At 69.4% G+C, this 24,179-nt stretch carries 25 protein-coding genes and 1 pseudogene; 4 read left to right on the forward strand and 22 right to left on the reverse strand.

The genetic code is table 11. The features are described from left to right. The first annotated feature begins 22 nt into the window (after window positions 1–22). Window positions 23–826 carry a BPSS1780 family membrane protein gene (locus AVE30378_RS32810; RefSeq protein WP_244234998.1) on the forward strand — a complete coding sequence of 268 codons (804 nt, stop codon included), beginning with the start codon at window positions 23–25 and terminating at the stop codon, window positions 824–826. Between the two features lie 9 nt (window positions 827–835). Here AVE30378_RS32810 and AVE30378_RS33095 read toward each other — a convergent pair. The 21 genes and pseudogenes from AVE30378_RS33095 to AVE30378_RS09190 form a co-directional block, all read right to left on the reverse strand. Further along, window positions 836–1,066 (reverse strand): annotated as a pseudogene (locus tag AVE30378_RS33095) (DUF192 domain-containing protein); the annotation flags it as partial. Next, window positions 1,063–1,935 carry a type II secretion system F family protein gene (locus tag AVE30378_RS09095; RefSeq protein WP_129240528.1) on the reverse strand — a complete coding sequence of 291 codons (873 nt, stop codon included), beginning with the start codon at window positions 1,933–1,935 and terminating at the stop codon, window positions 1,063–1,065. The pseudogene AVE30378_RS33095 and the gene AVE30378_RS09095, both read right to left, overlap by 4 nt. Window positions 1,936–1,947: 12 nt before the next feature. Further along, window positions 1,948–2,793 (reverse strand): type II secretion system F family protein, encoded by an 846-nt coding sequence (locus AVE30378_RS09100; RefSeq protein ID WP_129240529.1) that lies wholly within the window; start codon window positions 2,791–2,793, stop codon window positions 1,948–1,950. Further along, the gene (locus AVE30378_RS09105) at window positions 2,790–4,478 is read right to left on the reverse strand and encodes a TadA family conjugal transfer-associated ATPase (RefSeq protein ID WP_129240530.1); all 1,689 of its coding nucleotides are present in this window, start codon (window positions 4,476–4,478) and stop codon (window positions 2,790–2,792) included. The genes AVE30378_RS09100 and AVE30378_RS09105 overlap by 4 nt, the downstream gene beginning before the upstream one ends. A 4-nt stretch (window positions 4,479–4,482) precedes the next feature. After that, entirely contained in the window at window positions 4,483–5,847 is a 1,365-nt protein-coding gene (locus AVE30378_RS09110) for a type II and III secretion system protein family protein (RefSeq protein ID WP_129240531.1), read from the reverse strand. Beyond that, window positions 5,844–6,701: a Flp pilus assembly protein CpaB gene (gene cpaB / locus AVE30378_RS09115; protein WP_129240532.1), complete on the reverse strand. Its 858-nt coding sequence runs from the start codon at window positions 6,699–6,701 to the stop codon at window positions 5,844–5,846. The genes AVE30378_RS09110 and cpaB overlap by 4 nt, the downstream gene beginning before the upstream one ends. Then, window positions 6,698–7,471 (reverse strand): hypothetical protein, encoded by a 774-nt coding sequence (locus AVE30378_RS09120; protein WP_208742368.1) that lies wholly within the window; start codon window positions 7,469–7,471, stop codon window positions 6,698–6,700. The genes cpaB and AVE30378_RS09120 overlap by 4 nt, the downstream gene beginning before the upstream one ends. A gap of 11 nt (window positions 7,472–7,482) precedes the next feature. Beyond that, window positions 7,483–8,094 (reverse strand): pilus assembly protein, encoded by a 612-nt coding sequence (locus tag AVE30378_RS09125; RefSeq protein ID WP_129240533.1) that lies wholly within the window; start codon window positions 8,092–8,094, stop codon window positions 7,483–7,485. Then, window positions 8,091–9,500: a pilus assembly protein TadG-related protein gene (locus AVE30378_RS09130; protein WP_129240534.1), complete on the reverse strand. Its 1,410-nt coding sequence runs from the start codon at window positions 9,498–9,500 to the stop codon at window positions 8,091–8,093. The genes AVE30378_RS09125 and AVE30378_RS09130 overlap by 4 nt, the downstream gene beginning before the upstream one ends. Next, window positions 9,497–9,763, reverse strand: coding sequence for a hypothetical protein (locus tag AVE30378_RS09135; RefSeq protein ID WP_129240535.1), 267 nt, complete (start codon window positions 9,761–9,763; stop codon window positions 9,497–9,499). Before AVE30378_RS09135 ends, AVE30378_RS09130 begins: the two co-directional genes overlap by 4 nt. Before the next feature lie 257 nt (window positions 9,764–10,020). Then, window positions 10,021–11,409, reverse strand: a complete 1,389-nt coding sequence (mdtD, locus tag AVE30378_RS09140) for a multidrug transporter subunit MdtD (RefSeq protein WP_244234999.1) — start codon at window positions 11,407–11,409, stop codon at window positions 10,021–10,023. 78 nt (window positions 11,410–11,487) lie between these two features. After that, the gene (locus AVE30378_RS09145) at window positions 11,488–12,336 is read right to left on the reverse strand and encodes a MaoC/PaaZ C-terminal domain-containing protein (RefSeq protein ID WP_129240537.1); all 849 of its coding nucleotides are present in this window, start codon (window positions 12,334–12,336) and stop codon (window positions 11,488–11,490) included. Window positions 12,337–12,386: 50 nt separating this feature from the next. Beyond that, a complete protein-coding gene (locus AVE30378_RS09150; protein WP_129240538.1) occupies window positions 12,387–13,316 on the reverse strand; it encodes an SDR family oxidoreductase in 930 nt (309 codons plus the stop codon). 65 nt (window positions 13,317–13,381) lie between these two features. Next, window positions 13,382–14,410, reverse strand: coding sequence for a Bug family tripartite tricarboxylate transporter substrate binding protein (locus AVE30378_RS09155; protein ID WP_129240539.1), 1,029 nt, complete (start codon window positions 14,408–14,410; stop codon window positions 13,382–13,384). 40 nt (window positions 14,411–14,450) lie between these two features. Then, the gene (locus AVE30378_RS09160) at window positions 14,451–14,663 is read right to left on the reverse strand and encodes an acyl-CoA carboxylase biotin carboxyl carrier protein subunit (protein ID WP_129240540.1); all 213 of its coding nucleotides are present in this window, start codon (window positions 14,661–14,663) and stop codon (window positions 14,451–14,453) included. Continuing rightward, complete coding sequence (locus tag AVE30378_RS09165) at window positions 14,660–16,027, reverse strand: acetyl-CoA carboxylase biotin carboxylase subunit (RefSeq protein WP_129240541.1); 1,368 nt, start codon at window positions 16,025–16,027, stop codon at window positions 14,660–14,662. Before AVE30378_RS09165 ends, AVE30378_RS09160 begins: the two co-directional genes overlap by 4 nt. Before the next feature lie 10 nt (window positions 16,028–16,037). Further along, the gene (locus tag AVE30378_RS09170; protein ID WP_129240542.1) at window positions 16,038–17,582 is read right to left on the reverse strand and encodes an acyl-CoA carboxylase subunit beta; all 1,545 of its coding nucleotides are present in this window, start codon (window positions 17,580–17,582) and stop codon (window positions 16,038–16,040) included. Between the two features lie 33 nt (window positions 17,583–17,615). Continuing rightward, window positions 17,616–18,284 (reverse strand): 3-oxoacid CoA-transferase subunit B, encoded by a 669-nt coding sequence (locus AVE30378_RS09175; RefSeq protein ID WP_129240543.1) that lies wholly within the window; start codon window positions 18,282–18,284, stop codon window positions 17,616–17,618. After that, the gene (locus AVE30378_RS09180) at window positions 18,274–18,960 is read right to left on the reverse strand and encodes a 3-oxoacid CoA-transferase subunit A (protein ID WP_129240544.1); all 687 of its coding nucleotides are present in this window, start codon (window positions 18,958–18,960) and stop codon (window positions 18,274–18,276) included. The genes AVE30378_RS09175 and AVE30378_RS09180 overlap by 11 nt, the downstream gene beginning before the upstream one ends. Window positions 18,961–18,992: 32 nt before the next feature. Beyond that, the gene (locus AVE30378_RS09185; protein WP_129240545.1) at window positions 18,993–20,165 is read right to left on the reverse strand and encodes a thiolase; all 1,173 of its coding nucleotides are present in this window, start codon (window positions 20,163–20,165) and stop codon (window positions 18,993–18,995) included. Beyond that, window positions 20,162–20,563, reverse strand: a complete 402-nt coding sequence (locus AVE30378_RS09190; protein ID WP_129240546.1) for a Zn-ribbon domain-containing OB-fold protein — start codon at window positions 20,561–20,563, stop codon at window positions 20,162–20,164. Before AVE30378_RS09190 ends, AVE30378_RS09185 begins: the two co-directional genes overlap by 4 nt. A gap of 139 nt (window positions 20,564–20,702) precedes the next feature. On the opposite strand from AVE30378_RS09190, the gene AVE30378_RS09195 reads away from it, so the two are divergent. After that, window positions 20,703–21,635 carry a LysR family transcriptional regulator gene (locus AVE30378_RS09195; RefSeq protein WP_129240547.1) on the forward strand — a complete coding sequence of 311 codons (933 nt, stop codon included), beginning with the start codon at window positions 20,703–20,705 and terminating at the stop codon, window positions 21,633–21,635. Between the two features lie 53 nt (window positions 21,636–21,688). Here the strand turns inward: AVE30378_RS09195 and AVE30378_RS09200 are convergent, their stop codons facing one another. Continuing rightward, window positions 21,689–22,282: a BPSL1445 family SYLF domain-containing lipoprotein gene (locus AVE30378_RS09200; RefSeq protein ID WP_129240548.1), complete on the reverse strand. Its 594-nt coding sequence runs from the start codon at window positions 22,280–22,282 to the stop codon at window positions 21,689–21,691. 188 nt (window positions 22,283–22,470) lie between these two features. Here AVE30378_RS09200 and AVE30378_RS09205 point away from each other — a divergent pair, with 188 nt between their 5' ends. Continuing rightward, the gene (locus AVE30378_RS09205) at window positions 22,471–23,043 is read left to right on the forward strand and encodes a sigma-70 family RNA polymerase sigma factor (protein WP_129240549.1); all 573 of its coding nucleotides are present in this window, start codon (window positions 22,471–22,473) and stop codon (window positions 23,041–23,043) included. Between the two features lie 28 nt (window positions 23,044–23,071). Beyond that, complete coding sequence (locus AVE30378_RS09210) at window positions 23,072–24,088, forward strand: FecR domain-containing protein (protein ID WP_129240641.1); 1,017 nt, start codon at window positions 23,072–23,074, stop codon at window positions 24,086–24,088. The last annotated feature ends 91 nt before the right edge of the window (window positions 24,089–24,179 follow it).

Below are 24,179 nucleotides of genomic sequence, written 5' to 3' on the forward strand. Positions count from 1 at the left end.
GAGATTCCCCTTCTAGAGAGCCATGCAAGCAGCATTCCTACCCGCGGCATCCGGCTGGCAATGGGTTCGAGACGGTTTCCGTCTGTTCCGCAAGCAACCCCTGGCCATGTTCACCTGGGCCATGGCCATCAGCCTCCTGGTCATCTTCGCCACCGCGACGCCGCCCGTCGGGCCCATCCTGGTCGTGGCGCTGATGCCCATCATTACCCTGATGACCTTGTCGGCGTGCAAGCACGTCGAGGCAGACCGCATCATGCTGCCCTCGATGTGGGCCAAGCCGCTCAAGCAACCCGGCGTCTTCAGGAAGCTGTTCCTGATGGGGCTGCTGTATGCCGCGCTGTGCATGGTGGCCGGCCTCGTCATCTTCCTGCCCTTCACCGATGCGATGGTCGAGGGAATGCGCATCGCGTCCGTCGAAAAAAGCATGGAGCCCATCCTGTCGGCGATGGCCGTTCCCCTGACGCTCTTCGCCATCGTCTACGTCGTGATCGCGGCCCTCTTCTGGCATGCGCCGGTCCTGGTCGCCTGGCACGGGCTGCGGCTGGTGCAGGCGCTGTTCTTCTCCGGCATCGCCTGCTGGCGCAACAAGCTGCCGTTCCTGGTCTACGGCGCCACCTGGGTCCTGGTGTTCCTGTTCATCGACCTCTGCGCCGGCCTGCTGGTGGCCATCGGCCTGTCGCCCCAGTTCGCGGGCACGCTGCAGATCCCGTTCAATATCGCGGCGGGCGGCGTACTGTATTGCAGCTTCTATCCCGCCTACACCTCCGTATTCGGCATCGAGAACACCGGCGCGCATCTCGACGACGGCAACAGCGCCCAGGCATAAGGCCGCGCGGCAGGGCGCCAGCGCCCTGCGCACCCCCACCACCCTTCCGGCCGCCGACACGAACGCCACGTCGATGGCATAGCGCATGCCGAAGGTGTGCACGCCCGCGCAGGGCGTCAACAAAATGCCTGAGCGCGGCCCCGGCGGCGGCCTGCCCAGCAGGCCCCGCATCCGGCCGCGCCACCGCGTGACCTTCAGCAGCCTGAGACGGCCGCGCGGCAAGGGCGCCCGGCCGTTCATTGCACGCTTTGCAGCAACTGGACCGCGATCGGAAACGCCAGCACGATGAACGTGCACGGGAAAATGCAGCCGATCAGGGGCAGGAGCATTTTCACCGGCGCCTGCATCGCCAGTTGTTCCGCGCGCGCGTGACGGTCGCCGCGGCACTGCGCCGCCTGCGCCCGCAGCACCGGCCCCAGGCTGATCCCCAGGGCCTCGGCCTGCGCCACGGCGGCGGCCCAATTGCGCGCAAGCGGACTGTTGCTGCGTTCGGCCAGGGCCTTGATCGCCGCGGTCCTGGAGACCCCCGCCCGCATTTCCGCCAAGGCGTCCGCCAGCGCATCGCGCAAGGCGCCCGGCGGCCCGCTCCGCGCCGCCAGTTGCAAGGCCCCCTGGACGCTCAGCCCCGCCTCCACGCACAGCGTCATCATGTCGAACACGAAAGGCAGATCGCGTTCGATACTGCGGCGCCGCTTGCGGCCGAGATCCCGCAGCCAGAGCCCGGGCGCGGCGCCGGCCGCCAGCGCGGCCAACGCCGCCCACGGCCCCCACTCCCAGGGCCGCGCCTGCGTCATGGCGATGGCGCCGGCGGCGGCCACCCCGCCCGCGGCCACGGCCGCGCTCCAGCACAGCGCCGCCAGATGCGCGTAGCCGATCCCGGCCGGCAGCGACGCCTGCTCGATGGCGCGCGTCAGGCGCAAGCGCCAGCGCCACGTGCACAACGGGCCCGCCAGCGGCGCCATGGCTGATACCCACGGCCATGCCGCCCGCCACCACCAGGGCAGCGTAGCGGAAGCGCCCTGGTTTTCCAGCAGCAGCGGCTGCAGGATCACCCACGCCAGCCATCCCGCGCCGAACCCGGCCGTCAACAGTCCCAGATATAGCCACACGGCGGTCTCCCGTCAGATATCGATCCGGATGATGCGCCGGATCAGCAGCACGCCGGCAATCTCCAGCACTGCCACGACGGCCAGCACCGACCATCCCATGGGCGTGCGCCACAGCAAGCCCATGATCTCGGGCTCCAGGCGGTCCAGCACGGCAAGCAGCGCCACGGGCAGCGCGCCCACGACCCAGGCCTGCAAGCGGCCCTGCGACGTCAGCGCCAGCAGCTTCGCCTGCAATTGCAGCCTGGCGCGCAGGGTATGGGCGATGCTCTCGAGCGCCTCGGCGAGGTTCCCGCCCGTCTGCGCGGCGATGCGCATCGCCGCCACCACGAGCGAAGTGGAATCGGCGGGCATGCGGCCGTGCAGGTTTCCCAGCGCGGTATCCCAGGGCACGCCCATGCGCTGTTCGCGCAGCATTAGCCCGAACTCCTGGGCCAGCGGTGCGCCGCTCTGTTCGACGACGTGGCGCAGGCCCGTCGCCAGCGCCACGCCGGCACGCAGGGCCGACGCCAGCATCAGCAAGGCCATCGGCAACTGCTGTTCGAAACGGCGCGCGCGCCGGCGCCGCAGCGCATCGACGAGCCCGCGCGGCACGCGCGAGGCCAGCACCGCGCCCAGGGCGGCCGCGACGCCGCTGCCCGTGAGGGAAAAGGCCAATGCGGCGGCCAGGGCCGCGCACGCCACGGCGCCCGCCCAGAGCTGGGCAGGATCGATGAACAGGAAGACTTCGCTCAGCCGAAGCCCCGCTTCCTGCGTGTAGACCTCCCGGTAGCGCCGCAGCGCGGGCGCGAACCAGCCCTGCGCCCGCCACGCCAGCACGACCGCGCAGACCATCGCGCCCCCCGCCGCCAGCCAGATCACGGCAGCCCCTGCGCAAAAGCCGATGCGCCGGCTTCCCGGCCGGCGGCGTCGGAGAACCAGGCCGCGTCGAAGGCCGCCCCGCTTTCCGTCCATTCCCGCGCAAAGCCGGGCAAGGCGCCGCACCCCGCGAAACCATGGCGGCGGTCGTGGCGGAACAGGTCCTGTAGCTGTATGCGCCCGCTTTCCATGCCGGCGACTTCGGCGATAGACGTCACGATGCGCTGCCCGTCCGCCAGCCTCGCCTGCTGCACGACGATGTCCACGCTGGCGGCGATGTGTTCGCGCACGGCTGGCAGCGGCAAGTCCAGGCCGGCCATCAGGATCATCGATTCCAGCCGTCCCAGGGCGTCGCGCGGGGAGTTGGCATGAAGGGTCGTCAACGACCCTTCGTGGCCGGTGTTCATGGCGGTCAGCATGTCGAACGCCTCCGGGCCGCGGCACTCGCCGACGACGATCCGGTCGGGCCGCATGCGCAGCGCGTTGCGCACGAGTTCACGGATGTCGATGCGTCCGCGGCCTTCCTGGTTGGCGGGCCGCGCTTCCAGCGCGACCAGGTGATCGTGGTTCAGGCACAGTTCCGCCGCGTCTTCGATGGTGACGATGCGTTCGCCGTCCGGGATCTCGTTGGACAGGATGTTCAGCAGCGTCGTCTTGCCGGAGCCCGTCCCGCCGGAGACCACCAGGTTCTTGCGCGTGCGCACGCAGAGCGCCAGGAATTGCGCCATGGCGCCGCTCAAGGAACCCGCCGCGATCAGGTCGGGCATCCGCGGACGCTGCCGCGGGAACTTGCGTATGGTCAGGCTGGCCCCCTTCATCGCGACGGGCGGAATGATGGCGTGGACGCGGGAACCATCGGAAAGGCGGGCATCGACCATGGGGGAGCTCTCGTCGATGCGCCGGCCCAAGGGCGTGACGATGCGCTCGATGGCCCAGCGCACCGATTGCTCGCTGGTGAATGCCGCCTGGTGGCGCGACAGCCGGCCGCCGCGCTCTACGTAGATCTCGTCATAGCGGTTGACCATGATCTCGGTGATGTCGCTTGCGGCCAGCAAGGGTTCCAGCGGCCCCAGGCCGACCGCTTCATCCAGCACCTCGCGGCACAGCGCCGCGCGGTCCGCGCCCGGAGGAAGGTCCGCGTCCGTCGCGACGATATGCGTCAGCAGCCGCTCGGCCTCGGCCCGCAGCATGCCGTCGCTCATGCCCGCCACGTCGCGCCGGCGCAGGTCCAGCGCATCCAGCAGGGCGGCATGAAGACGGCGGCGTTCTTGCAGCCGGTGCTGCGGCGGCCGGGGCTGCGCCGGCGCGGGCGAAGGATCCGGGAGGACTTCGGCCGGCGCGCGCCCGATGGCCGCGGGACTCGGAACCGCCCGCGCCTCGTGCGAAGCGGCCGGGCCCGCCGGCGACAGCGACACGCGCAACCGGCAGGGGCCGATCAGGATCTCGTCGCCGGGCAGCACGGGCGCATGGCGCACCACCCTGGCGCCGTTGACCAGGGTGCCGGCCAGCGTGCCCAGGTCTTCCAGAACGATGCCCGCGTCTTCGCGGAGCAGGCGCGCATGCTGCCGCCCCACCCGCCAGTTCACGATGCGCAGGCCGCAATGCGCGCCCCTGCCGACCAGCAGCGGCGCCGCGGCCGTCATCCTGCGCACCGCCGCGTCCTCGTACGTCATTTCTATGTCGAGCATGGCATCACTCCTTGTGCGGGGCCGGGGCGCCGGCTTCCTGCGCGGCCCATTGGGAACCCGCGCCCGAATAGGGATCCCAGCCCAGGGCGGCGGCAGGCGCCGCCGTCCCCAGCCGGGGCGGGTCGGGAAAAGCCGCCTCCAGCGCGTCGCGGCCTCGCCGCACCCGGTCCGCCATGGCCGGCTCGCCCTGCGAAATGATCTTGGGCGTCACGAATATCGCCAACTCGGTTTCGCGCAATTGGTAGCGGCGCGACGAGAACAGGGCGCCCAGGACGGGGATGTCCTGCAGCCAGGGCAGGCCGTCGATCTCGGTGGCGCGCTCGCGCGACAGGAACCCGCCGATGACCAGCGTGTTGCCGGAGCGCACGTTGAATTCGGTGGACGCGCGGCGCGTCCGCAGCGCCGGCCCGCCGGGCACGCTCAAGGACGTGTCCACCGAGCTGGCCTCCACCTCGATCAGGGAACGGATGACGCCATTGCGGTCGATGCGGGGCGTGATCCTGAGCGACACGCCATAGGGCTTGAACAGCGTGGTGGAATTGCCGCGGGAATCGGTCGACGCATAAGGCACCTCTCCTCCGGCCAGAAAGGTCGCGCTGGCGCCGCTGCGCGCAAGCAACTGGGGCTGGGCCAGCATGACGGCCTCGCCGCTCTGGGCCAATGCCGCGATGCGCGCCGACAGCAGCGCATTGACGCCGAAGTAGCCGGCCGCGGCGGAGGCCGGGCCGGCGGTCTCGATCACGGCTTCGCCCGGACGCTTCATGCGTCCGAGCGAGCCCGCGTCCCATGCCAGGCCCGCATTGATGCCGCCCTGGCTCATGCCGTCCCAGCGCACGCCCATCTCCTTCAGCCTGGAAGTGGGAATCTCGACCACCTGCACGTCCAGCAGCACCATGCGGTCCCATCCCACCTGCCCCGTGAAATCCAGCACGGCGGGATAGCGCTCGGCCAAGGCGGCGATCCGGGAGCGGTCGTCGTCGGAAAGATCGTCGCCTTCGATCAGGATGCGTCCGCCCACTTCGGAACTGCGCGCGCCCGGAATGCGGGCCAGCAAGGCCTGGACCTCGGCCCGCAGGCGCGGCGCCCCCGCCGGGACGACCCGCAATTCGTAGGCCTTTGCCTGGCCCGGGCCCGTCCAGACATGCATCGACGACACGCCCTCGGCGCGGGCGAACACCACGACCTCGCGCCCCTCCGCCGCGATGGCCCCGAGCACCTGGCCATTGCCGATGGCAACCCGCCGGACGCCCGGATGCGACAGCACCCGCGTTTCGCCCACCTGCAATTCCAGCGCTTCGGCCGCCGCCCGCGCGGGCGCGCCGGCCAGGCACAGCGCCAGCGCGGCCAGTGCTGCAACGATGCGGATCATGGACGCCCCCCTTGAACGCCCGCGAGGGGCTCGCCCGCGGCATCCTGCAAGAACCCGCCGGCCTGTCCGTCCAGCCGATCCCCGTAAAGAATGGCCACGCCCGGCGGGGCCTTGGGCTCGGGGTCCAGCCCGATCAACGAGGCAAGATCGCTTTGTGCGACACGGCCCACCGCCCCCGCATCGTCGCGATGGCGCAGCAGGGCAGTGAGCGCGCCCGCCTGGCGCGCCGCCACGAAGCGCATGGCTTCGTCGGGACTGGCGGCCAGCGTGATGTTGCCGGCCCCCCTGGCCTCGCCCTCGGCTTCGCCCCCCGCGGCCAGCACGCGCATGCCTTGCAGCACCGGCACCGTCAGTTCCCGCTGGCGGTGCGAAAAGCTGACATAGATGTCGATGGCGTCCCCTGGGCGCAGCATCTCGCCCAGGCCGCCCAGGTCGGCCGCCGCGACGGTCAGCGCCCGCTGCCCGGCCTGCAGCCGGGATGCCAGCGCCGGAACCGGCGCGGTGAATGTCAGATGGGCGCGCAGCAAGGGTTCGCCGTTGGCGACGTCGGCCTGCAAGGTGGCGCCCAGGACGGCCGCCAGCTCCAGCGGGTCGATGCTGGCGCGGGAAGCCCATTGCTCGGGGATCTCGCGCACGGCCAGATGCGTTTCGTCGAGCCGGGTGCCCGCGGGCAGGTCGTACGCCGCGACCAGGCGGCTGACCTGGGGCACGCGCGCCTCGGCCTCCAGCACCTGGATCCGTTGCTGCACATGCTCGCGCACCGCCCACGCCGACACCAGCCCCGCGGCCAGGGCCAATGCGTAGACGCCGGTTCTGCGCAGCCGCTGAGCGGCCATGGCGAGGCGGCCCATCATGGCGCCCACCCGCTGGCCAGGAGCCCGCTGCCGGCATCCAGCCGCACCAGCGAAATGCGCAGGCGCGCCGCCCCGCGGGACCACCATTGCGGTTCGCCTCCGGCAGGAGAACGCAGCCAGCCGTCCTGCCTCAAGCCGGCCTCCAGGCGCGGCGCCACCCGTTCGGACGGCAGATCGTATTGCCAGATGCGTTCCGAGACCTTGACGCCCTGGTCCAGCACCGCGATATCCAGCCTGAGCCGTCCGCCGGCCGGCAGCCACGGAGGCCCGGGCTGGCCGGCTGCCGCGCGGGTATCGACCGCGGAAATGCTGCCGGCCGTGCGGCGCGGCCCAAGGCCTTCCATCTGGACGACCCACTGTTCGTGCCCGACCTGCCCCGACAGGATCGCCTGCCCGGGCAGAACGTTCAGGTCCGCCAAGGCCGGCTGCTGGTGCGAAAGAAAACGGATCAGCTCCGGAGCGCTCCGCGGCGCATCGAACACCAGCACCTGCGCCGGCGCGCCATGCAGCCACACGCCTTCCCCCAGCAGTTCGTGCCGGGATCCGGCGGGAAGGCGCAGCGCCGCCAACGAAGCCGGACCGGACGAAGCCCGCGCCGGCCCGGCCCTGCCGTCGGCGCTTGCCGGGAGGTCCCCCCCCGCCGCGGATTCCGGCCAGGCGCCCGCCGCGCAGGCAAGCGCGCCGGCCAGCAACGGGCCCGCCGCGCGCAAGGCGGCAGGACGCCGCCGCGTCGGCCCGTTGGCGCAGCATCCGATGAAAGAGAGAGACAAAGGCCGCGCATTCATTTGGTCCGTTCTCCGCGTGAACCCAGCCGGTCGGCCGGCACCACGTCCTGCCAGGCCGACAGCCAGTCCAGCGACAAGCGCGGGCGCCGCCACGGGCCGTCCATGCGATCGACAAGAGGATTCAGGCGCCGGGCCTGGCCCAAAGAGCCGTCCGCCGCCCGGCGCCAGGACTCCGGCGCCCGGCCGATCCGGCGTTGCGCATCGGCGTCCCCGTGCGCATGGCCCGCTCCGCTGGCCACGTACGTTCGGCGGGCGATCCGCAGCGGTTCCCGCCCGCCTTGGCGTGCCGTGCTGGCCTCCGCGGACAATAGTTGCAGGCCCGCGCCGAACCAGGCGTCCTGCAAGGCGGCCAGCCGCGGCGGCGCGACCCCGGCCAGCGGCCGCGCGGCGCCCGACAGGCCCCTCGCCGCCACAACGCCCGAGTCTTGCACGGGCTGCCCCAGGGCGGCCGCCATCGCGGCCTTGCGGCTGGCCTGCGCCATTTCCTGCGCCGAGAATTGCAGTCCGCCGATCCACGATACGGCCCATGGCAACAAGGCAAGCAGCGGCAGCATCAGCAACGCTTCGACCACGGCCTGGCCGCGTTGCCGCGATGGAAACGGCTTCATGGGGCCTCCCTTGCCTGGGCGGCCTCTTGCGGCGTGACGGCGGACAGCCGCGCTTGCCAATAGGGTCGGAAGAGCGTCGCAAGCTCGGCGCGGCCATCGGACCGCCGTTCCGGCCGGACGAAGTAGGTTTCGGCGGCCGAGGCCACGGTGACGCCGCCCGCCCGGCCCAATGCGGCGTAGCCGAACCGGCCCGTGGGCGCCGCAATCGGGCCGTCCGCGTCGGTGGTCTTCAAGGCGGAACCCGCCAGCCTGACCGCCACCGCGAAACGCAACGGATCGCGGTGGCGCGCGAGCGCGACCTCGCGATAGGCGGGCAAGCCCCTGCCCGGCCAGCGCTGCGCGCCGGCCATGGCATAGGAGTTGGCCATGGGGTTGGTCGCGCCGCTGAAAATGTCCCAGGACGTGGATTGCTCGACCCAACGCCAGAAATCCTGCTGCGAAAAATCGAGAGGCGGTTCCTCTACGTACTCCAGCCCCTCGGGCGCCCTGCTTTTCTCGCCCTGCGCCGTACCCCACCCCATGGCGTATTCGCGAAAATAGCAGCCGACCCAGCGGTTGGAGCGCAGCGCGTGGTACGACTGGGTGTCCAGGGCGCCCCAGCGCCCGTCGGGACCCAGCCAGGTGGATCCGCGGCGCCGCAGTTCATGCCGATGCAGCGGACAGCGAGGGTTGACCATCCAGGCATTGCGGCGGGTGGCGCTGCGGCTGTCCAGGAACGCGTAGCGATCCGCGGCCTGCTCGACGGCCGGCCGCAAGCCCGCCTTGCGCGTGGCAAGGCTGCGCTCGACATAGCCCGGCCATCCGTCCGACAGCAGGCGCAGCGTGGGACCTTGCCGCCACCCGCCGCCGCCCGGCGCCGTTTCCGGAAAGTTGGCGGACAACACCTTGCGCATGATGCGTTCGCGCGACCCGGCGAGTTCGGCGACGGCGGAGCCGGCCGCGGCTTCCAGCACCTGGTGGACGATGCGGTCGTGCTGCTCGAATGCGGCGGCCAGCCGCTGTTCGGCATCGGGAACGGCCCGCGCCGCCTGATAGGCAAGCCCCATGTCCGGTCCGAACAGCATGGCGATCAGGCCCGCGGGCGGGTTGCCTCGATTGCGCTGCGCCCGCATCGTGCGGGCATACTGCGCGGACGCCGCCAGCGTGACGAGGTGCGCCATCGCCACCTGATGGGCGATCTGCGTCCGGTTGACGTAGGCCAGCGCATTGAGCGCGCGGGCCTGTTCGAGCGCGCCGCTGTATGCCGCGGCATCCGCGGCATGCGTCAGCCGCGCCCGCGACTCCACGGTCTGGCCCAGGTTGTAAAGAACGACCAGGGACGCGGCGGCCATCGCCGCCATCAGCAGGCCCAGCACCAGCGCCTGGCCTTGCTGCTGAATGGGCGACGGGCGGGTGGGCACGGTCACTTGGCGTCCGCGGCGTTGCCGGTGAAGGACTTGAGCGAACGGGCCTTGGTCTGCGCCGCCGCTTTTTTCGCGGCCTGCTGCGCGGCGCGCGCCTCGGTGCCGCCGTCTTCTCCTGCAAGTTCGCGCGCCATGGCCGCCGTCTGCGACCGCACCACCTGCCCGAAATACTGGTACACCGCAATGGCCGCCACGGCGACCAAGGCCACGACCACGATGTATTCGGTCATGCCCTGCCCCAACTGACGCTTCCGAAACCCCGACATATCCGCTCTCCGACACAGTGAAAGTAGGCTTCAGTGTCGATTTCCGGAGCGGGTGCGGCAATTCGCGGATACCGAGGCGGGCAAAAGTGTCGCCCTCCCGGGTTTTCCCTATTGCCCACCCTGCCGGCCGGCAGTAGATTGGAGTTGCCGGGCTGTCTGACACCCATCGCGTGCGAAGCCTGGCAGGAGCGCCTCAGACTCACCATGAGCTGGGGCGCTCTTCCATTTCCGGCCGCGCAGCGGCGCGCGGCCGCGGGCTAGCCGGCCGCCCTGCCGCCCGGCGCGCGCAGGCCCGACATGTCCAGGCGCCGGAAAATCCAGGCCGACAGCAGCGTGATCGCCCCCACGCTCAGGAAACTCAGCGAAAACGCCCTGCCCAGGGCGGCGCTGCCCTCGCCCGAGAACAGGTCGACAAGCCCGCCGCCTATGGTGACGCCCAGGCCGATAGCCAGCATCTGGACCATGGAAAAAAGGCTGTTGCCGCTGCCCGCGTCCTGCTTGCTCAGTCCCTTGAGCGTCACGCTGTTCATGGCGGCGAACTGCATGGAATTCGTCGCCCCGAACCAGGCAAGCTGCGCCACCTGCAGCCCCAGGGGCCAGCCCGGGGAAATGGCGGCGAACGACATGATCGACGCGCCGACCAGCACCGTGTTCACCAGCAGGAACGCGTCATAGCCGAAACGCCGCACCAGCGGCGCGATCCAGGGCTTGGACACCGTTCCCGCGATGGCCGCGGGCAGCATCATCAGGCCGGATTGCAGGGGCGAGTATCCCAGTTGCAGTTGCAGCAGCAGGGGCAGCAGGAAAGGCACCGCGCTGCTGCCTATCCGGCACGCCAGATTGCCTGCAAGCCCCACGCTGAAGTTGGGCTCGCCGAACAGGCGCAGCTTGAACAGCGGATTCTCGCGCCGCCTGGCGTGGATCATGTAAAGCGGCACCGTCAGCGCGCTGACGCCGAACAGCGCGGCCGACCACCCCATGCGGCCCTCGCCGGCGGGCAGGTCCAGCGCCAGCGAGAAAGCCGCCATGCACAGGGACAGCAGGCCGCAGCCCAGCACGTCGAAAGGCGCCACGCCGCTCAACGCGTCTTCGGGCAGGTAGCGCCGGACCGCGAACAGGCCTGCGATCCCGATGGGCACGTTGATCATGAAGATCCAGTGCCAGCTCGCGGCCTGCACCAGCAGGCCGCCCAGCGTCGGCCCGAATATGGGCCCGACCTGCCCCGCGATGGAGACGAAGGCCAGGGCCGAAATGTACTGTTCGCCCGGCACCGTGCGCAGCACCGCCAGCCGGCCGATAGGAAGCAGCATGGAGCCGCCCACGCCCTGCACGACGCGGGCAATGGTCAACTGCGCCAGGGTCTGCGCCAATGCGCAAAAAATGGAACCGACGGCGAAGACCAGGATCGCGGCCAGGTAGACGCGGCGGGTGCCGTACCGGTCGGCCAGCCAGCCCGACGCCGGCGTCAGCATGGCCATGGTCAAGGTATAGGCCACGACCACGGGCTTGAGCGCCAGCGCCTCTTCGCCCAGGCTGCGGGCCATCGCCGGCAACGCGGTGTTGACGATGGTCGTGTCGAGCGTCTGCATGAAAAAGCAGGCCGCGACGACCCAGAGCAGGGCTTGCTGTGAGGGGGGCTTCGGCATGGCGAGCATCGTACCGCGGCCATGCCGACGCGCCGCTGACAGCGGCGCGGGCCAGGCACCGCGCCGCCCCGGACAAGCTCAGGCGGCCCGCATCAGGCCGTTGTCGATCACCACCGCCTCGCGCTCCGCGACCCGCGCCCGGAAGGATCCGTCCCGCCAGATCTCCACCTTCAGGGTCTCGCCGGGAAACACGGGGCCGGAAAAGCGCAGGGACAGCGAACGCAGGGTGCCTCCGGCCGCGGGCAGCAACTGCCTGGATACGGCCTGGGACACCATGCCGAAGGTGCACAAGCCGTGCAGTATCGGGCGGGGATACCCCGCGGCCCGCGCCACTTCGGGGTCGCTGTGCAGCGGGTTGTAGTCGCCGTTCAGCCGGTAGATCAGCGCCTGCTCGGGCCGGGTGCGCAACTGCACGGTCCAGTCCGGCGGGGAATCCGGCATGGCATGCGCGGGGCGCGCCTGCCTGCCGGCATTCGGCATGCCGCCGTCGCCGCGCAGGACGTGGGTCGCGAACGTCCGCGCGATGAGCCGTCCCGAGTCCGCCTCCGTCAGCGACTTTTCCGAGTACAGCAGCAATCCTTTCTCGCCCTTGTCCACGGCCTCGACGACCCGGGTCTTTCCGACCAGTTCGCCCGCGGGCGGAATCGGATGGAAGAGTTCCATTCCCTGCTCGCCATGCAGCAGTTTCACCGTGTCGGCCCCGATCTCGGGCGCCTTCAGCCAGAAGCCCGGGTAACCCAGCACCACGGCCATCCACGGCAGCGCGAGCGGATCGTGCTGCCTGCCCACGTGCGCCAGGTCGGGAAGATCCAGGGGGTCCTGCCCCAGGCCGACCGACAACGCGTACAGCATCGTGTCGCGCGCGGTGTAGCGCTGCCTGATCTCCGGCAGCTCGTAATTCAGCAATTGCTCGTAACTCAAGCGCATGGCGCCCCTCCCCCTGTTGCCCGGAAATCGATTGCGCGGCCGCTGCGCGATCAAATGGGATCCCAGCTCATCACGTCGGGCGAACGCTCCAGGGGATAGAAGTGCTTCTGCATCGCCGGAATCGCGACCTCGGCGATGCGCCGCGGCGTCCAGCCTTCGCTGAAGTGCACCGAACGCACGGGGCGCGGCTGGCTCATCAGCATGATCTCGTTGGCGCGCACGGCGAATATCTGGCCGCTCACCTCGCGCGCGGCATCGCTGAGCAAATACACGGCCATCGGCGCGATCTTGCCCGCCTCCATCTTCTTGAGCTTTTCGACGCGGTCCCGCTGTTGCGGCGTATCGGTGGGGATCGAGCTGGTCATGCGGCTCCAGGCGGACGGCGCGATGCAGTTGGAGCGCACGTTGTACCGGCCCATGTCCAGCGCGATCATCTTGGACAATGCCACGATGCCCAGCTTGGCCGCGCCGTAGTTGGCCTGGCCGTAATTGCCGATGAGCCCGGAGGTGGAGGTCATGTGGACCATCGCCCCGCCTTCCTGCTCGCGGAAATGCGCGGCCGCCGAACGGCTGACGAAGAACGTGCCGTCGAGGTGCACGGCGATCACCGAGCGCCATTCGTCTTCGCTCATTTTGTGGAACGAGCGGTCGCGCAGATTGCCCGCGTTGTTGACCACCCCGTCGATGCGGCCGAACTCGTCCATCGCGCACTGGATGATGGCGTTGGCCGACGCGTGCGCCGCCACCGAATCGAAGTTGGCCACCGCCGTGCCGCCGGCGGCGCGGATCTCCGCCACGACGCCATCGGCGGGCGCCACGGGCGCCTCGTCCGCGGACAGGTTGTCGCCATTGAGCGCGACGCCGATGTCGTTGACCACCACCTTCGCGCCTTCCGCCGCCAATTGCAGCGCGATTTCCCGGCCGATGCCGCCGCCCGCGCCGGTCACCACCACCACCTTGCCTTCCATCATGCGTTCCATGCTTCCGTCTCCTTGGAGCCGGTCCGCCGGAAACGCCGGCGGACTCGGCTGCGAACATCGTTGTGCTACTCGGTCGTTACGTTGGCGCGGCGCACCACTTCGGCCCACTTCTTGCTTTCGCTGCCGATGAAGGCGGCGAATTCGGCGGGCGAGTCCGGCTGCGGCACCGCCCCCTGGTCCCGGATCTGCTTCTGCATGTCGGGCGTCCGGATGATGTCGACCACCTGCTTGTTGATCTCCGCGACGACGCCGTCCGGCGTCCTGGCAGGCGCCCACAGGCCGAACCACGAGACGACCTCGTACCCGGGAACGCCGGCTTCCGCCACGGTCGGCACATCCGGAAGCTGCTCGCTGCGCTGGGCCGAGGTCACCGCCAGGACTTTCAGGCGGCCCGCCTTGATGTGCGGCAGCGCCGAGGGCAGGTTGTCGAAAATCATGGAGATCTGCCCGCCCAGCAAGTCCGTCACCGCGGGGGTGCTGCCCTTGTAGGGAACGTGCACCATGTCGACTCCGGTCATCATCTTGAAAGTCTCGCCGGACATGTGCAGCGTGCTGCCATGGCCGGACGAGCCGAAGGTGAGTTTCCCGGGGTGGCTCTTGCCGTAGGCGATCAGTTCCTTGACGGTGTTGTACGGCGCGTCCTTGGGCACCACCAGCGCGTTGGGCACCATGGCCGTGCGCGTGATCGGCGCAAAGTCCTTGATGGCGTCGTAGGGCATGGACTTGTACAGGCTGGGGTTGATGGCGTGGGTGCCTATCGTGCCCATCACCAGCGTGTAGCCGTCCGGCGCGGAACGCGCCACCTGCGCGGTGCCGATGTTGCCGCCGGCGCCGGGCTTGTTCTCGACCACCACGGATACGCCCCAGCGCTCGCTCAGCCGCTGGCCGATCACGCGCGCCAGGATGTCCGTCGTTCCCCCGGCCGAGAAGGGAACGTTGATGGTGACCGGCTTAGTGGGATAGGCCGGCGCGCCTTGCGCCCCGGCCGTGCCCGCGGTGCCCAGCGCCAAGGCCAATCCCAGGATCGCCAGCGCCTTCAGGGGGGTCTTTCGCGCCAGGGTTGCGGACGCGTCGCTATCAGTCGTTTTGAACATTGTCTCCTCGCTTGTTGTCTGTTTTCCGGAGCGGCCCGCTTTAGTCCAGCAATGCGAGCTCCTGCCCCTCTTCCACTTCGTCTCCGACCGCCACCAGAACCTTGGCGATACGGCCGGCTGCTTCGCTCTCGACGGGAATTTCCATTTTCATGGACTCGACCTTGAACGCCTCGTCGCCCGGCCCGATCTGCGCGCCCTCCTCCACGCAACAAGCCACCACGCGGCCCGCCACGTTCGACACTATTTTCTTCATGCTCGCTCCTTTATTGCCTCGGTTGAGATCAATGCCTGCAAACCGTCCACGGTCATCGCGCCCGCCTGGAACCGCTCGGACCGGAGGACCTGCAGAATCATCGGGATATTGGTCTTGATTCCCTCCACCCGGGTGTTGTCCAGCGCCCCGATCAGCTCGCGCGTGGCGGCTTCGCGGGTGTCCGAATGCGCGATGATCTTCGCGACCATGGGGTCGTAGTGGCTGGAAACCCGGTTGCCCGCGGCATAGCCGGTTTCCACCCGCAGGCCGGGCCGCCCGCCCGGCAGCTCGAAGGTCTTCAGGACGCCGGGCGACGGCAGGAAGCGCACCGGATCCTCCGCGTAGACGCGCGCCTCGATGGCATGCCCCTTCAAGACCGGCTTCTGCCCGACCACGGCGGACAGCGTCTCGCCCGCGGCCAGCCGGATCTGGGCCTGCACGATGTCCACGCCGGTGACAGCCTCGGAAATCGCGTGCTCCACCTGCAATCGGGTATTGACCTCCAGGAAAGAAAAGCCGCTCTCCGGCGTATAGAGCATCTCCACCGTGCCGATGACGTCGTAGCCGATCCCGCCCAGGATCGCCGACAGCCGGTCCGCCATGTCCGCCACGGCCTTGCGGTCGATCGAGGGCGCCGGGGCCTCCTCGATCACCTTCTGGTATCGACGCTGGGTGGAGCAGTCGCGCTCGAACAGGGACAGGACGTTTCCGTACCTGTCCGCCAGGAACTGGAATTCGATATGGCGCGGCGCCTGGATGAACCGCTCCAGATACAGGGAAGCGTCGCCGAACGCCTTTTCGGCCAGGCCGCTGGCGCGCTCCCAGCAGGCCGGCAGGGACCGGGCGTCCTCGACCGGGACCATGCCGATGCCGCCTCCCCCGCCCGCGGGCTTGATCAGCACCGGGAAACCCAGCGCCTCGGCCGCCCGGCCAACGGCCGCTAGGTCGTCCCTGGGCAGGATGCCCGTGCTGCCGCCGGCGGGCAGCCCGTGCCGCTGCATCAGCGCGCGCGCCGCCGCCTTGTTGCCCAGCGCGTCGATCCACTCGGGGGAAGGCCCGATGAAGCAATGCCCGGCCGCCGCAACGCGGCGGGCGAACGCCGCATTCTCCGACAGGAACCCGTAGCCCGGATGCAGCGCGTCGGCGCCGCAGCGCGCCATGACGCCAAGCAGCGCGTCCTGGTTGAGATAGCTGTCCCGGGCCGGGGCCGGGCCGATGCAGAAACGCTCGTCGGCCTGCCGCAGGTAGGGCACCTCGGCATCCGCCTCGGAGTACACCGCGACGGACCGCAGGCCCAGCGCCTTGACGGCGCGCAGGATGCGCGCGGCGGCGGCCCCGCGGTTGGCGATCAGTATTTTTTTCATGGACGTCGCCTCAAGGCCGGTATCCCGTGGCCACCTGCCCCGGCCGGCGCAGCGGCGCGGCCAGGTTGGCGAATTCCACCAGCCGCGCGCGCGTGGCCGCCGGGTCGATGATGTCCTCGATCACGAAGGCTTCGGCGCTGCGGAACGGGGACGTCAGGCTGCGCACCCTTGCCTCGATTTCCGCGCGCTTGGCCTCGGGATCGGCGGCCGCCTCGATCTCCGAGCGGTACGCCACTTCCAGCCCTCCTTCGATGGGCAGCGACCCCCACTGGGCCGATGGCCAGGCATAGCGGAAGTTGAACCGGCTGGAGTTCTGGTGGCCGCCCGCGGCCACCCCGAAGGCGCGCCGCATGATGAGCGAGAACCACGGCACCGTCGACTGCGAAACGGCGGTCAAGGCCCGCACGCCGGCGCGCATCACGCCGTCCTTTTCCGCTTCCAGGCCGATCTGGAAACCCGCGATGTCCACCAGGTTCACCACCGGCAGATGGAAGGTTTCGGCCAGATCGACCAGGCGGATGAATTTCTCGGCGGTGTGCCGGTCCCAGCCGCCGCCGTAGTGGTAGGGATTGCTGGCGGCGAACAGCACGGGCCAGCCGTCGATGCGCGCCAGGCCGCCGACGATCCCCTTGCCCCAATGCCGTCCGATCTCGAACACGCTGCCGGGATCGAACAGGGTGTCCAGTATCGGCCGGATCTTGTAGACCTTGCGGGTGTCCTTCGGTATGGCCGTCCTCAGCCACTCCTGGTCCGCCGCGGCGGCCGGAATCTCGCCGCGCGGCGCCACCTCGTACACCGAGGCGGGCAGATAGGACAGGAAGCGCCGGGCCGCCCGGAAGGCTTCGTCCTCGGAATCCACCTCGTCGTCCACCACGCCGTTGCGCGTGTGGATGGCGCTTCCGCCCAGTTCGTTCTTGCTCAGGTGCTGGCCGATCTTGGCCACCACCGGCGGCCCCGCGATGAACAGTTGCGACGTGTCCTTCACCATCAGCGAATAGTGGCTGCCCGCGACTCGCGCCGCGCCCTGCCCCGCCACCGACCCCAGCGCCAGGGACACCACGGGCACCTGGGCCAGGTTGCGCGCCACGTAGGACCATATCTTCATCTTGGGCAGCAGGGCGTGGCCCATTTTCTCGATGTTCTTCACCGAACCGCCGCCGCCCGTGCCGTCGATCAGGCGCACCAGGGGGATGCGCAGGTCGAACGCCATCTGCTCGGCGAAAATCATCTTGTCGCCGACGGCCCCGTCGTTCGCCCCGCCGCGCACCGTGAAGTCGTCGCCCACCACCACGACGTTCCGCCGGTCCAGCGTCGCCCGCCCCATGATCACGTTCGACGGCACCACGTTCGTCAGGCGGCCGTGCTCGTCATACTCGCCGCTGCCCGCCAGCCCGCCCACTTCCACGAACGAACCGCCATCGACCAGCCGTTCGACGCGCTGGCGGATGTCCAGTTTTCCCGCGTCATGCTGGCGCTTTATCTTCTCCGGACCGCCCATGCGCAGGGAGTATTCCTTGCGGCGTTCCAGTTCTTCCAACTCGTGAGTCCAACTCATTACCGCCTCCAATAGCGGCGCCTGCCTGTCGGCTCAGGGCGCCAATTCGGTCCACGCATCGTCCAGCGTCAAGGCCACGGCGGTCCGCGCCTGCAGCGTGGCGAAATCCAGGCCCCGCGCCATCGCCCGCACGCGCAAGCCGTCCGGCGCCACGTCGATGATGGCGAGGTCGCTGTAGATGCGGTCGACCACGGCCTTGCCGGTCAGCGGATAGGTGCATTCAGGCACGATCTTCGGCCGCCCGTCCCGGTCCACGTGCTGCATCATCACGAAGATGCGCTTGGCCCCCGCCACCAGGTCCATGGCGCCGCCCACCGCCGGGATCGAGTCCTCGCGCCCGGTATCCCAGTTGGCCAGGTCGCCGTCGGCCGACACCTGGAACGCGCCCAGCACCGTCAGGTCGATGTGGCCGCCGCGCATCATGGCGAACGACACGACGTGATCGGTGATGGACGCCCCGGTGTCCAGCGCGACGGGATCCTTGCTGGCATTGAGCAGATCGCCGTCGACCTCCTGGCCGGGCTCCAGGCCCTTCATGCCCAGGATGCCGTTCTCGCTGTGCAGGACCACGCCGCGCTCGGCAGACAGGTAATCCGCCACCAGCGTCGGCATGCCGATGCCCAGATTGACGTAGGAAGCGGGCGGGATGTCGCCGGCGACGATCTGCGCCATACGTTCGCGCGATAAGGTTTCAATTGGCATTGCGGCACTCGACGATGCGTTGCACGAAAATTCCCGGCGTCATCACGTGCTCCGGCGCCAGGCTTCCCAAGGGCACGACCTCGTCGACCTGGGCAACCGCCAGCCGGGCGGCCATGCACATCACCGGGCCGAAATTGCGGCTGGCGTAGCGGTAGGTCAGATTGCCCGCGCGATCGCCGTACTGAGCCTTGACGAACGCCACGTCGCCCGGCAGCGGCTGTTCCAGCACATAACCGCGGCCGTCGATGCTGCGGGCTTCCTTCCCCTCCGCCAGGCGGGTGCCATAGGCGGTGGGCGTGAAGAAAGGGCCGATTCCCGCGCCGGCCGCGCGCAGGCGCTCGGCCAGCGTGCCTTGCGGCACGACCTCGAGTTCGATGCGGCCGGCGGCATACCATTCGCCGAACGCGGCCGCGTTCGGCTTCTTCGGATTCGACGAACGGGCGAAGGAACAGACCACCTTCCGGACCCTGCCGGCGCGGATCAACTGGCTCAAGCCCGGCTCTCCGTTGCCCGCGTTGTTGTTGACGATGGTCAGCTCGCGCGCCCCCGTCTCCAGCAAGGCCTGCAGCAGTTCCGTCGGCACGCCCGACGCGCCGAAGCCGCCGATCAGCAGCGTGGCGCCGTCCGCCACCCCGGCGACGGCCGCCTCCAAGGAGGGCACGATTTTGTTCAACATGGATTTCCCCTGGACAATGATCCGGACCGCGCCTACAGCGACTGCCGCGAACCGAGGATCGCGGTGGACTGGCTGGACAAGGTGCCGCCGTTGCCGTGCACCAGCGCCAGGTTCGGGTCCTTCAGTTGACGCGCGCCGCACTCGCCGCGCAGTTGCCGCACCGCCTCGACCATGAGGAACACGCCATACATGCCGGGATGCACGCAAGACAGGCCGCCGCCGTTGGTGTTGACCGCCAGGCGCCCCCCCGGCGCGATCGCGCCATCGTCGACGAAGGCGCCGCCCTCGCCTTTGCCGCAGAAGCCCAGGTCTTCCAGGAACACGATCGTGTTGATGGTGAAAGCGTCGTACAGCATGGCCAGGTCCATATCCTTCGCGCCCACGCCGGCCATCTCGTAGCAGCGCCTGCCCGACTCCAGCGCGGCCGTGACCGTCAGGTCGTGCATGGACGACACCTGGCGGTTCCACACGGCGGTGGCGTTGCCCAGCACGTACACGGGCGGCCTGGCGCAGTCCCGCGCCCGATCCGACCGGGTCATCACGAATGCGCCCGCGCCGTCGCTCACCATGCAGCAGTCGCGCACCGTAAAGGGATCGCACACCGGGCGCGCGCCGGCCACGTCCTCCAGCGACAAGGGATCCCTCATCGTGGCTTCGGGATTCAGTTGCGCCCACTTGCGCGCCGCGACCGCCACTTCCGACAACTGCTTGCGCGTCGTGCCGTACTGGTGCATGTGGCGGCTTGCCGCCAGCGCGTAGGCGGCCGCCGGCATGGGCGGATCGTAGGGCGTTTCGTGGGGCTGGGGATCCAGGGACTTCCGCACCCGGGTCAGGTCGGCGCGGTTGAACCTGGCCGTGCGCTGCGTGCTGCCATAACAGACCAGGACGGCATTGCATTGCCCCGACACCAGCGCATGCATCGCGGGCAGCAGGTGCGCCACGTAGCTGGACCCGCCGATCATGGTGCTGTCCAGGAAAGTGGGCCGGATGCCGAGATACTCGACGACCGACATCCCCCACATGGGCGACAGGGAACTGCAGGTCGTGATCCCGTCGATGTCCTTGAGGCTCAGCCCTGCGTCCGCGATGGCGGCCATCGCCGCCTGCGTCAGCACCTCCTGCTCGGTGTAGCCCGAGGCCTGCCCCAGCCCGGCCTGCCCCACCCCGACGATGGCCGTGCGGCCCCGCAAGTCGCGCAAGGTCATGCCACATCCTCCGCCGGTTCGAAGACGACCTGCACGGCATCGCCGATGGCGGCGATCCGGGCGGCCACGCGCATGCCGATCCGCACGCGCCCGGGCGCGACCGCCCTGACCTGGCTCATCATCCGCACGCCTTCCTGCAGATCGACGAGGCACACGTTGTAGTCGCCGCCCTGCTCGGGCTTGCGGTGCACGGTGGTGGTGGCATAGACCACGCCTTTGCCCGAAGGCGCGAACCAGTCCAGCGCCGTGCCGCCGCAATGCGGGCACACGCAGCGCGGATAGAAAACCGCCTGGCCGCAGCCGGCGCAGCGCTGGATCTCGAACCGGCCCGCGGCCAAACCGTCTAGATAAACCTGCTCGGGCCCGACCGCGGCCCGCGCATTGCTCTGGATCTCCACCCTCGTCTCCTGTTGTGTCCAGCATTGCGGGCCAGTGTAGGGAGGTGGATTCCAGAGATAAACGGATCCTAGGGCAAATCACCTTTAACTTTCTGCGAAGGAATCGCTAAGATGGCGTGGATTCCCACGCCCGGCCGCCATGTACATCCTGATCGAGCATCTCAAGCACGTCCTCAATTTCGTGCGTGTCGCGGACAGCGGCAGCTTCACCGCCGCCGCGCACCGGCTCGGCGTGTCGCCCGCCGCCGTCAGCAAGAGCGTCTCCCTGCTGGAGGGCAAGCTGGGCGTGAAGCTGCTGAACCGCACCACCCGCAGCCTGTCGCTGACCGACGATGGGGAACTGCTGCTGCAGCGTTGCCGCCTCATCCTGCTGGAAGTGGAGGCCACGGAAGCCGAGGTGACCGGCGCCAGCCTGACTCCCCGCGGCAAGCTGCGCGTGCACGCGCCCGTCGGCATGGGCAGAAAAGTCATCATGCCGGCCCTGCTGTCGCTGACGGCGCGCTACCCGGGCCTGTCGATCAATTCCGATTTCAGCGACCGCGTTCCCAACCTGGCCGAAGAAGGGCTCGACGCCACCATCCGGATCGGCGTCACCGCGGACTCCCGGGTCATCGCCAAGACCCTGTCGCGCCTGCGCTACGTCACGTGCGCCAGCCCCGCCTATCTGGCCGCGCACGGCACGCCGGCCACGCCCGCCGAACTGGAGCGGCACAACTGCCTGGCCTACGTCCAATGGCAGACCGGCCGCTACCACGAATGGGATTTCCAGAAAGGCGAAGAGCGCTACACCATCACGCCCGGCGGCAATCTGAACGTGAACCACCCGGAAGCCATCCTGGACGCCGTGGTGGCCGGCGCGGGCATTGCGCGCATGGCCAGCTTCATCGCGGAGGCGGCCGTCCTGGACGGACGCCTGAAACTCGTCCTGACCGACTGGATCGCGCCCGGCACGCCCGTGCAACTGGTCTACCTGCCCAACCGGCACCTATCGCCGCGCATCCGCGCATTCGTCGACGCGATGACCGAGGCCCTGCCGCCCAAGCTGCCCTGGGAAACGGCCATGGGGCTGTAAACGGCCGGGGCGCCCCGAAAGGCGCCCCGGTCATGCAATCCCCGCGCGGCCGGTTACAGAAGCAGCGGCGAGATCTTGCTGCCGTCGACCGACACGCCAGCCATCAGGCCGCCATTGTTCAGGACGAAGCCGACGATGGGCTGCTGGGCGGTATTGGTATCGATGCTGCCGTTGACGCCCACGTTGGCCACGGCGACCGTCGCGTCCGCCCCCACTGTCCAGCCGCTGCTGTTGCGGAACTGCGCCAGGGCGCCGTCCGTCATGAACAGCAGCACCATGGCCTTGGACTGCGCGCCTGCCTGCAGGCCGATGGAGCCGCCGGTGACGCTGTAGTAGCCGCTGTCCGCGCCTTGCACGCGCAGCACGCCCGAGCCATGCTGGGCTCCCACGATGAAGCTCGCGCTCAGCACGGCGGGAAACACCAGCACGCCCCGCGCCCGCTCCACCAGTTGCCTGGCCTGGGGCGAGGATTCATAGAGCTTGGACAACGTGGCGTTGGCCGCGGCGTCCAGTTCCTGTTTTTTCTCGGCGGCGGTGGCCGTCGATTGCGGGGTGGTCGTCGTGCAGCCCGCGAACAGCAGGCCGGCCACGCCAAGCACCGCGGCGGCCGCGCCGGCCCGGCGCAACTTCGGAAACGTATCAAGCATGTAGCGCTCCTTCTTGTTATCAAGCTGGCCGCCCGGTGCGGCCCGGGCGGATGCTGCCATGCTAGCCTTTTCAGGCGCCCGCCACACACGGCGAGCGAGGCGCGCGGCGGCCGTGTTGCAGAGCCGCCGAGTTTCAAGGACAATTAATAGTAATTCTTATTTCTATTGACTTGGTATCGGGTACACCGATGCCATGGGAATATATCGTGCCGATCGAGGCATCCTCTCCGAATCTGGAGTCCTTGTATTGCAGCCACCACGGATGGCTGCTGGGTTGGCTGCGCCGCCGGCTGGGTGATTCCTTCGACGCGGCCGACCTTGCGCACGATACTTTCATACGCCTGATGCGCGCACCACGAGACTTCGACAACGGTCCCGAGGCGCGCGCCTATCTGCGCACCATCGCCAATGGCATGTGCATCGATCTATGGCGCCGCCGCCAGATCGAGCAGGCGTGGCTGGACGAACTGGCCGCTCGGCCCGAGGCCTCGGCGCCGTCCGCCGAGCATCAAGCCATCGTGCTCGAAGCCTTGCATGAAATCGACGCCATGTTGCGCAGCCTTCCCGTCAAGGCCGCCAACGCCTTCATCATGGCGGTGGCCTGCGAAATGACAGACAAGGAGGTGGCCCAGGCGCTGGGCGTCTCCGACCGCATGGTCCGCAAGTACGTGGCCCAGGCCATGCTGCATTGCCTGCAACTGGAAGCGCGGCAGATGGCCGCGGGGCCTGTGTCGCCCGCGCCGTCGGCCGGCCCGGCCTGAGGCGCCCGTCCAGCCTGCCTTGCGCTCCATGAACACCGCCGCCCCTCCTGCCCAGAGTCCGGCCCAGCCCACGCACCAGGCGTTGGAACAGGCCGCGGAGTGGTTTGCCCTATTGCGGTCCGGCGAGGCCACCGCCGCGCACCGCGCGCAATGGGCAAGCTGGCTCGAAGGCGCGCAGCAACACCGCGTCGCCTGGGACTATGTTGAGCGTATCAGCGGCCGTTTCGAGCCGATTCAGGCCAGCCCGACGCGGGAAACCGCCGTCGCCGGCTTCCAGGCGGCGAATGGGCGCATGGCCCGGCGCCGCCAGTTCGTGCGGGGCCTGGGCGTATTGGCCGGCACGGGCCTGCTGGGCTGGGCCGCGTGGCGCCATACGCCCTTGTCCGGCTTCGTCCTGGCCTGGGCTGCCGACCACCACACCGCGACCGGCGTCGTCCGCAGCGTCGAACTCTCCGATGGCACAATGGTGTGGCTCGGCACCGCCAGCGCCTTCAACCAAGACTACCGGAGCGATCTGCGCCGCTTGAGTCTGGTGGCGGGCGAAATCCTGATACAGACAGCCTCCGATCCGGACCGGCCCTTCGTGGTCGATACGCCCCAGGGGCGGCTGCGCGCTCTGGGCACGCGCTTCACGGTCCGCCTGGACGGCGACCGGACCTTGGTGGCCGTCTACCATGGCGCCGTCGAGGCCCGCGCCACGGACTCCGGCGCAACCCGCATCCTCCGGGCCGGCCAGCAGACCCGTTTCACCAGCGGGGCGCTCGACGGCATCCAGCCCGCCGATCCGGCCCGGGAAGCGTGGTCGCGGGGCATTCTGGTCACGGACAATACGCCGCTGGGCGAGGTGGCGCGCGAGTTGCGACGCTATCGCGGCGGGCATCTGGGCGTTGCGCCCGAAATTGCCCATCTGCCCGTCATCGGCAGCTATCCGGCCACCGACCCCGACCGGGCGCTGGCCATGCTCGAAGCCGTCCTGCCCATCCGGATCAACCGCACCCTGCCGTGGTGGGTGAGTATCGAACCGAAAAGCGGCCCCCGCCGCTGAGTCCGGGCCTCCGGACCGCCCCTTCCCTTCCTGGCATGACTGCCGTCGCGTCGCCCACGCAATGCGTGCGGCCGGGTTCCGCTTTTGCGCG

The sequence above is a fragment of the Achromobacter veterisilvae genome (assembly GCF_900496975.1).
Lineage (GTDB): Bacteria > Pseudomonadota > Gammaproteobacteria > Burkholderiales > Burkholderiaceae_B > Achromobacter > Achromobacter veterisilvae.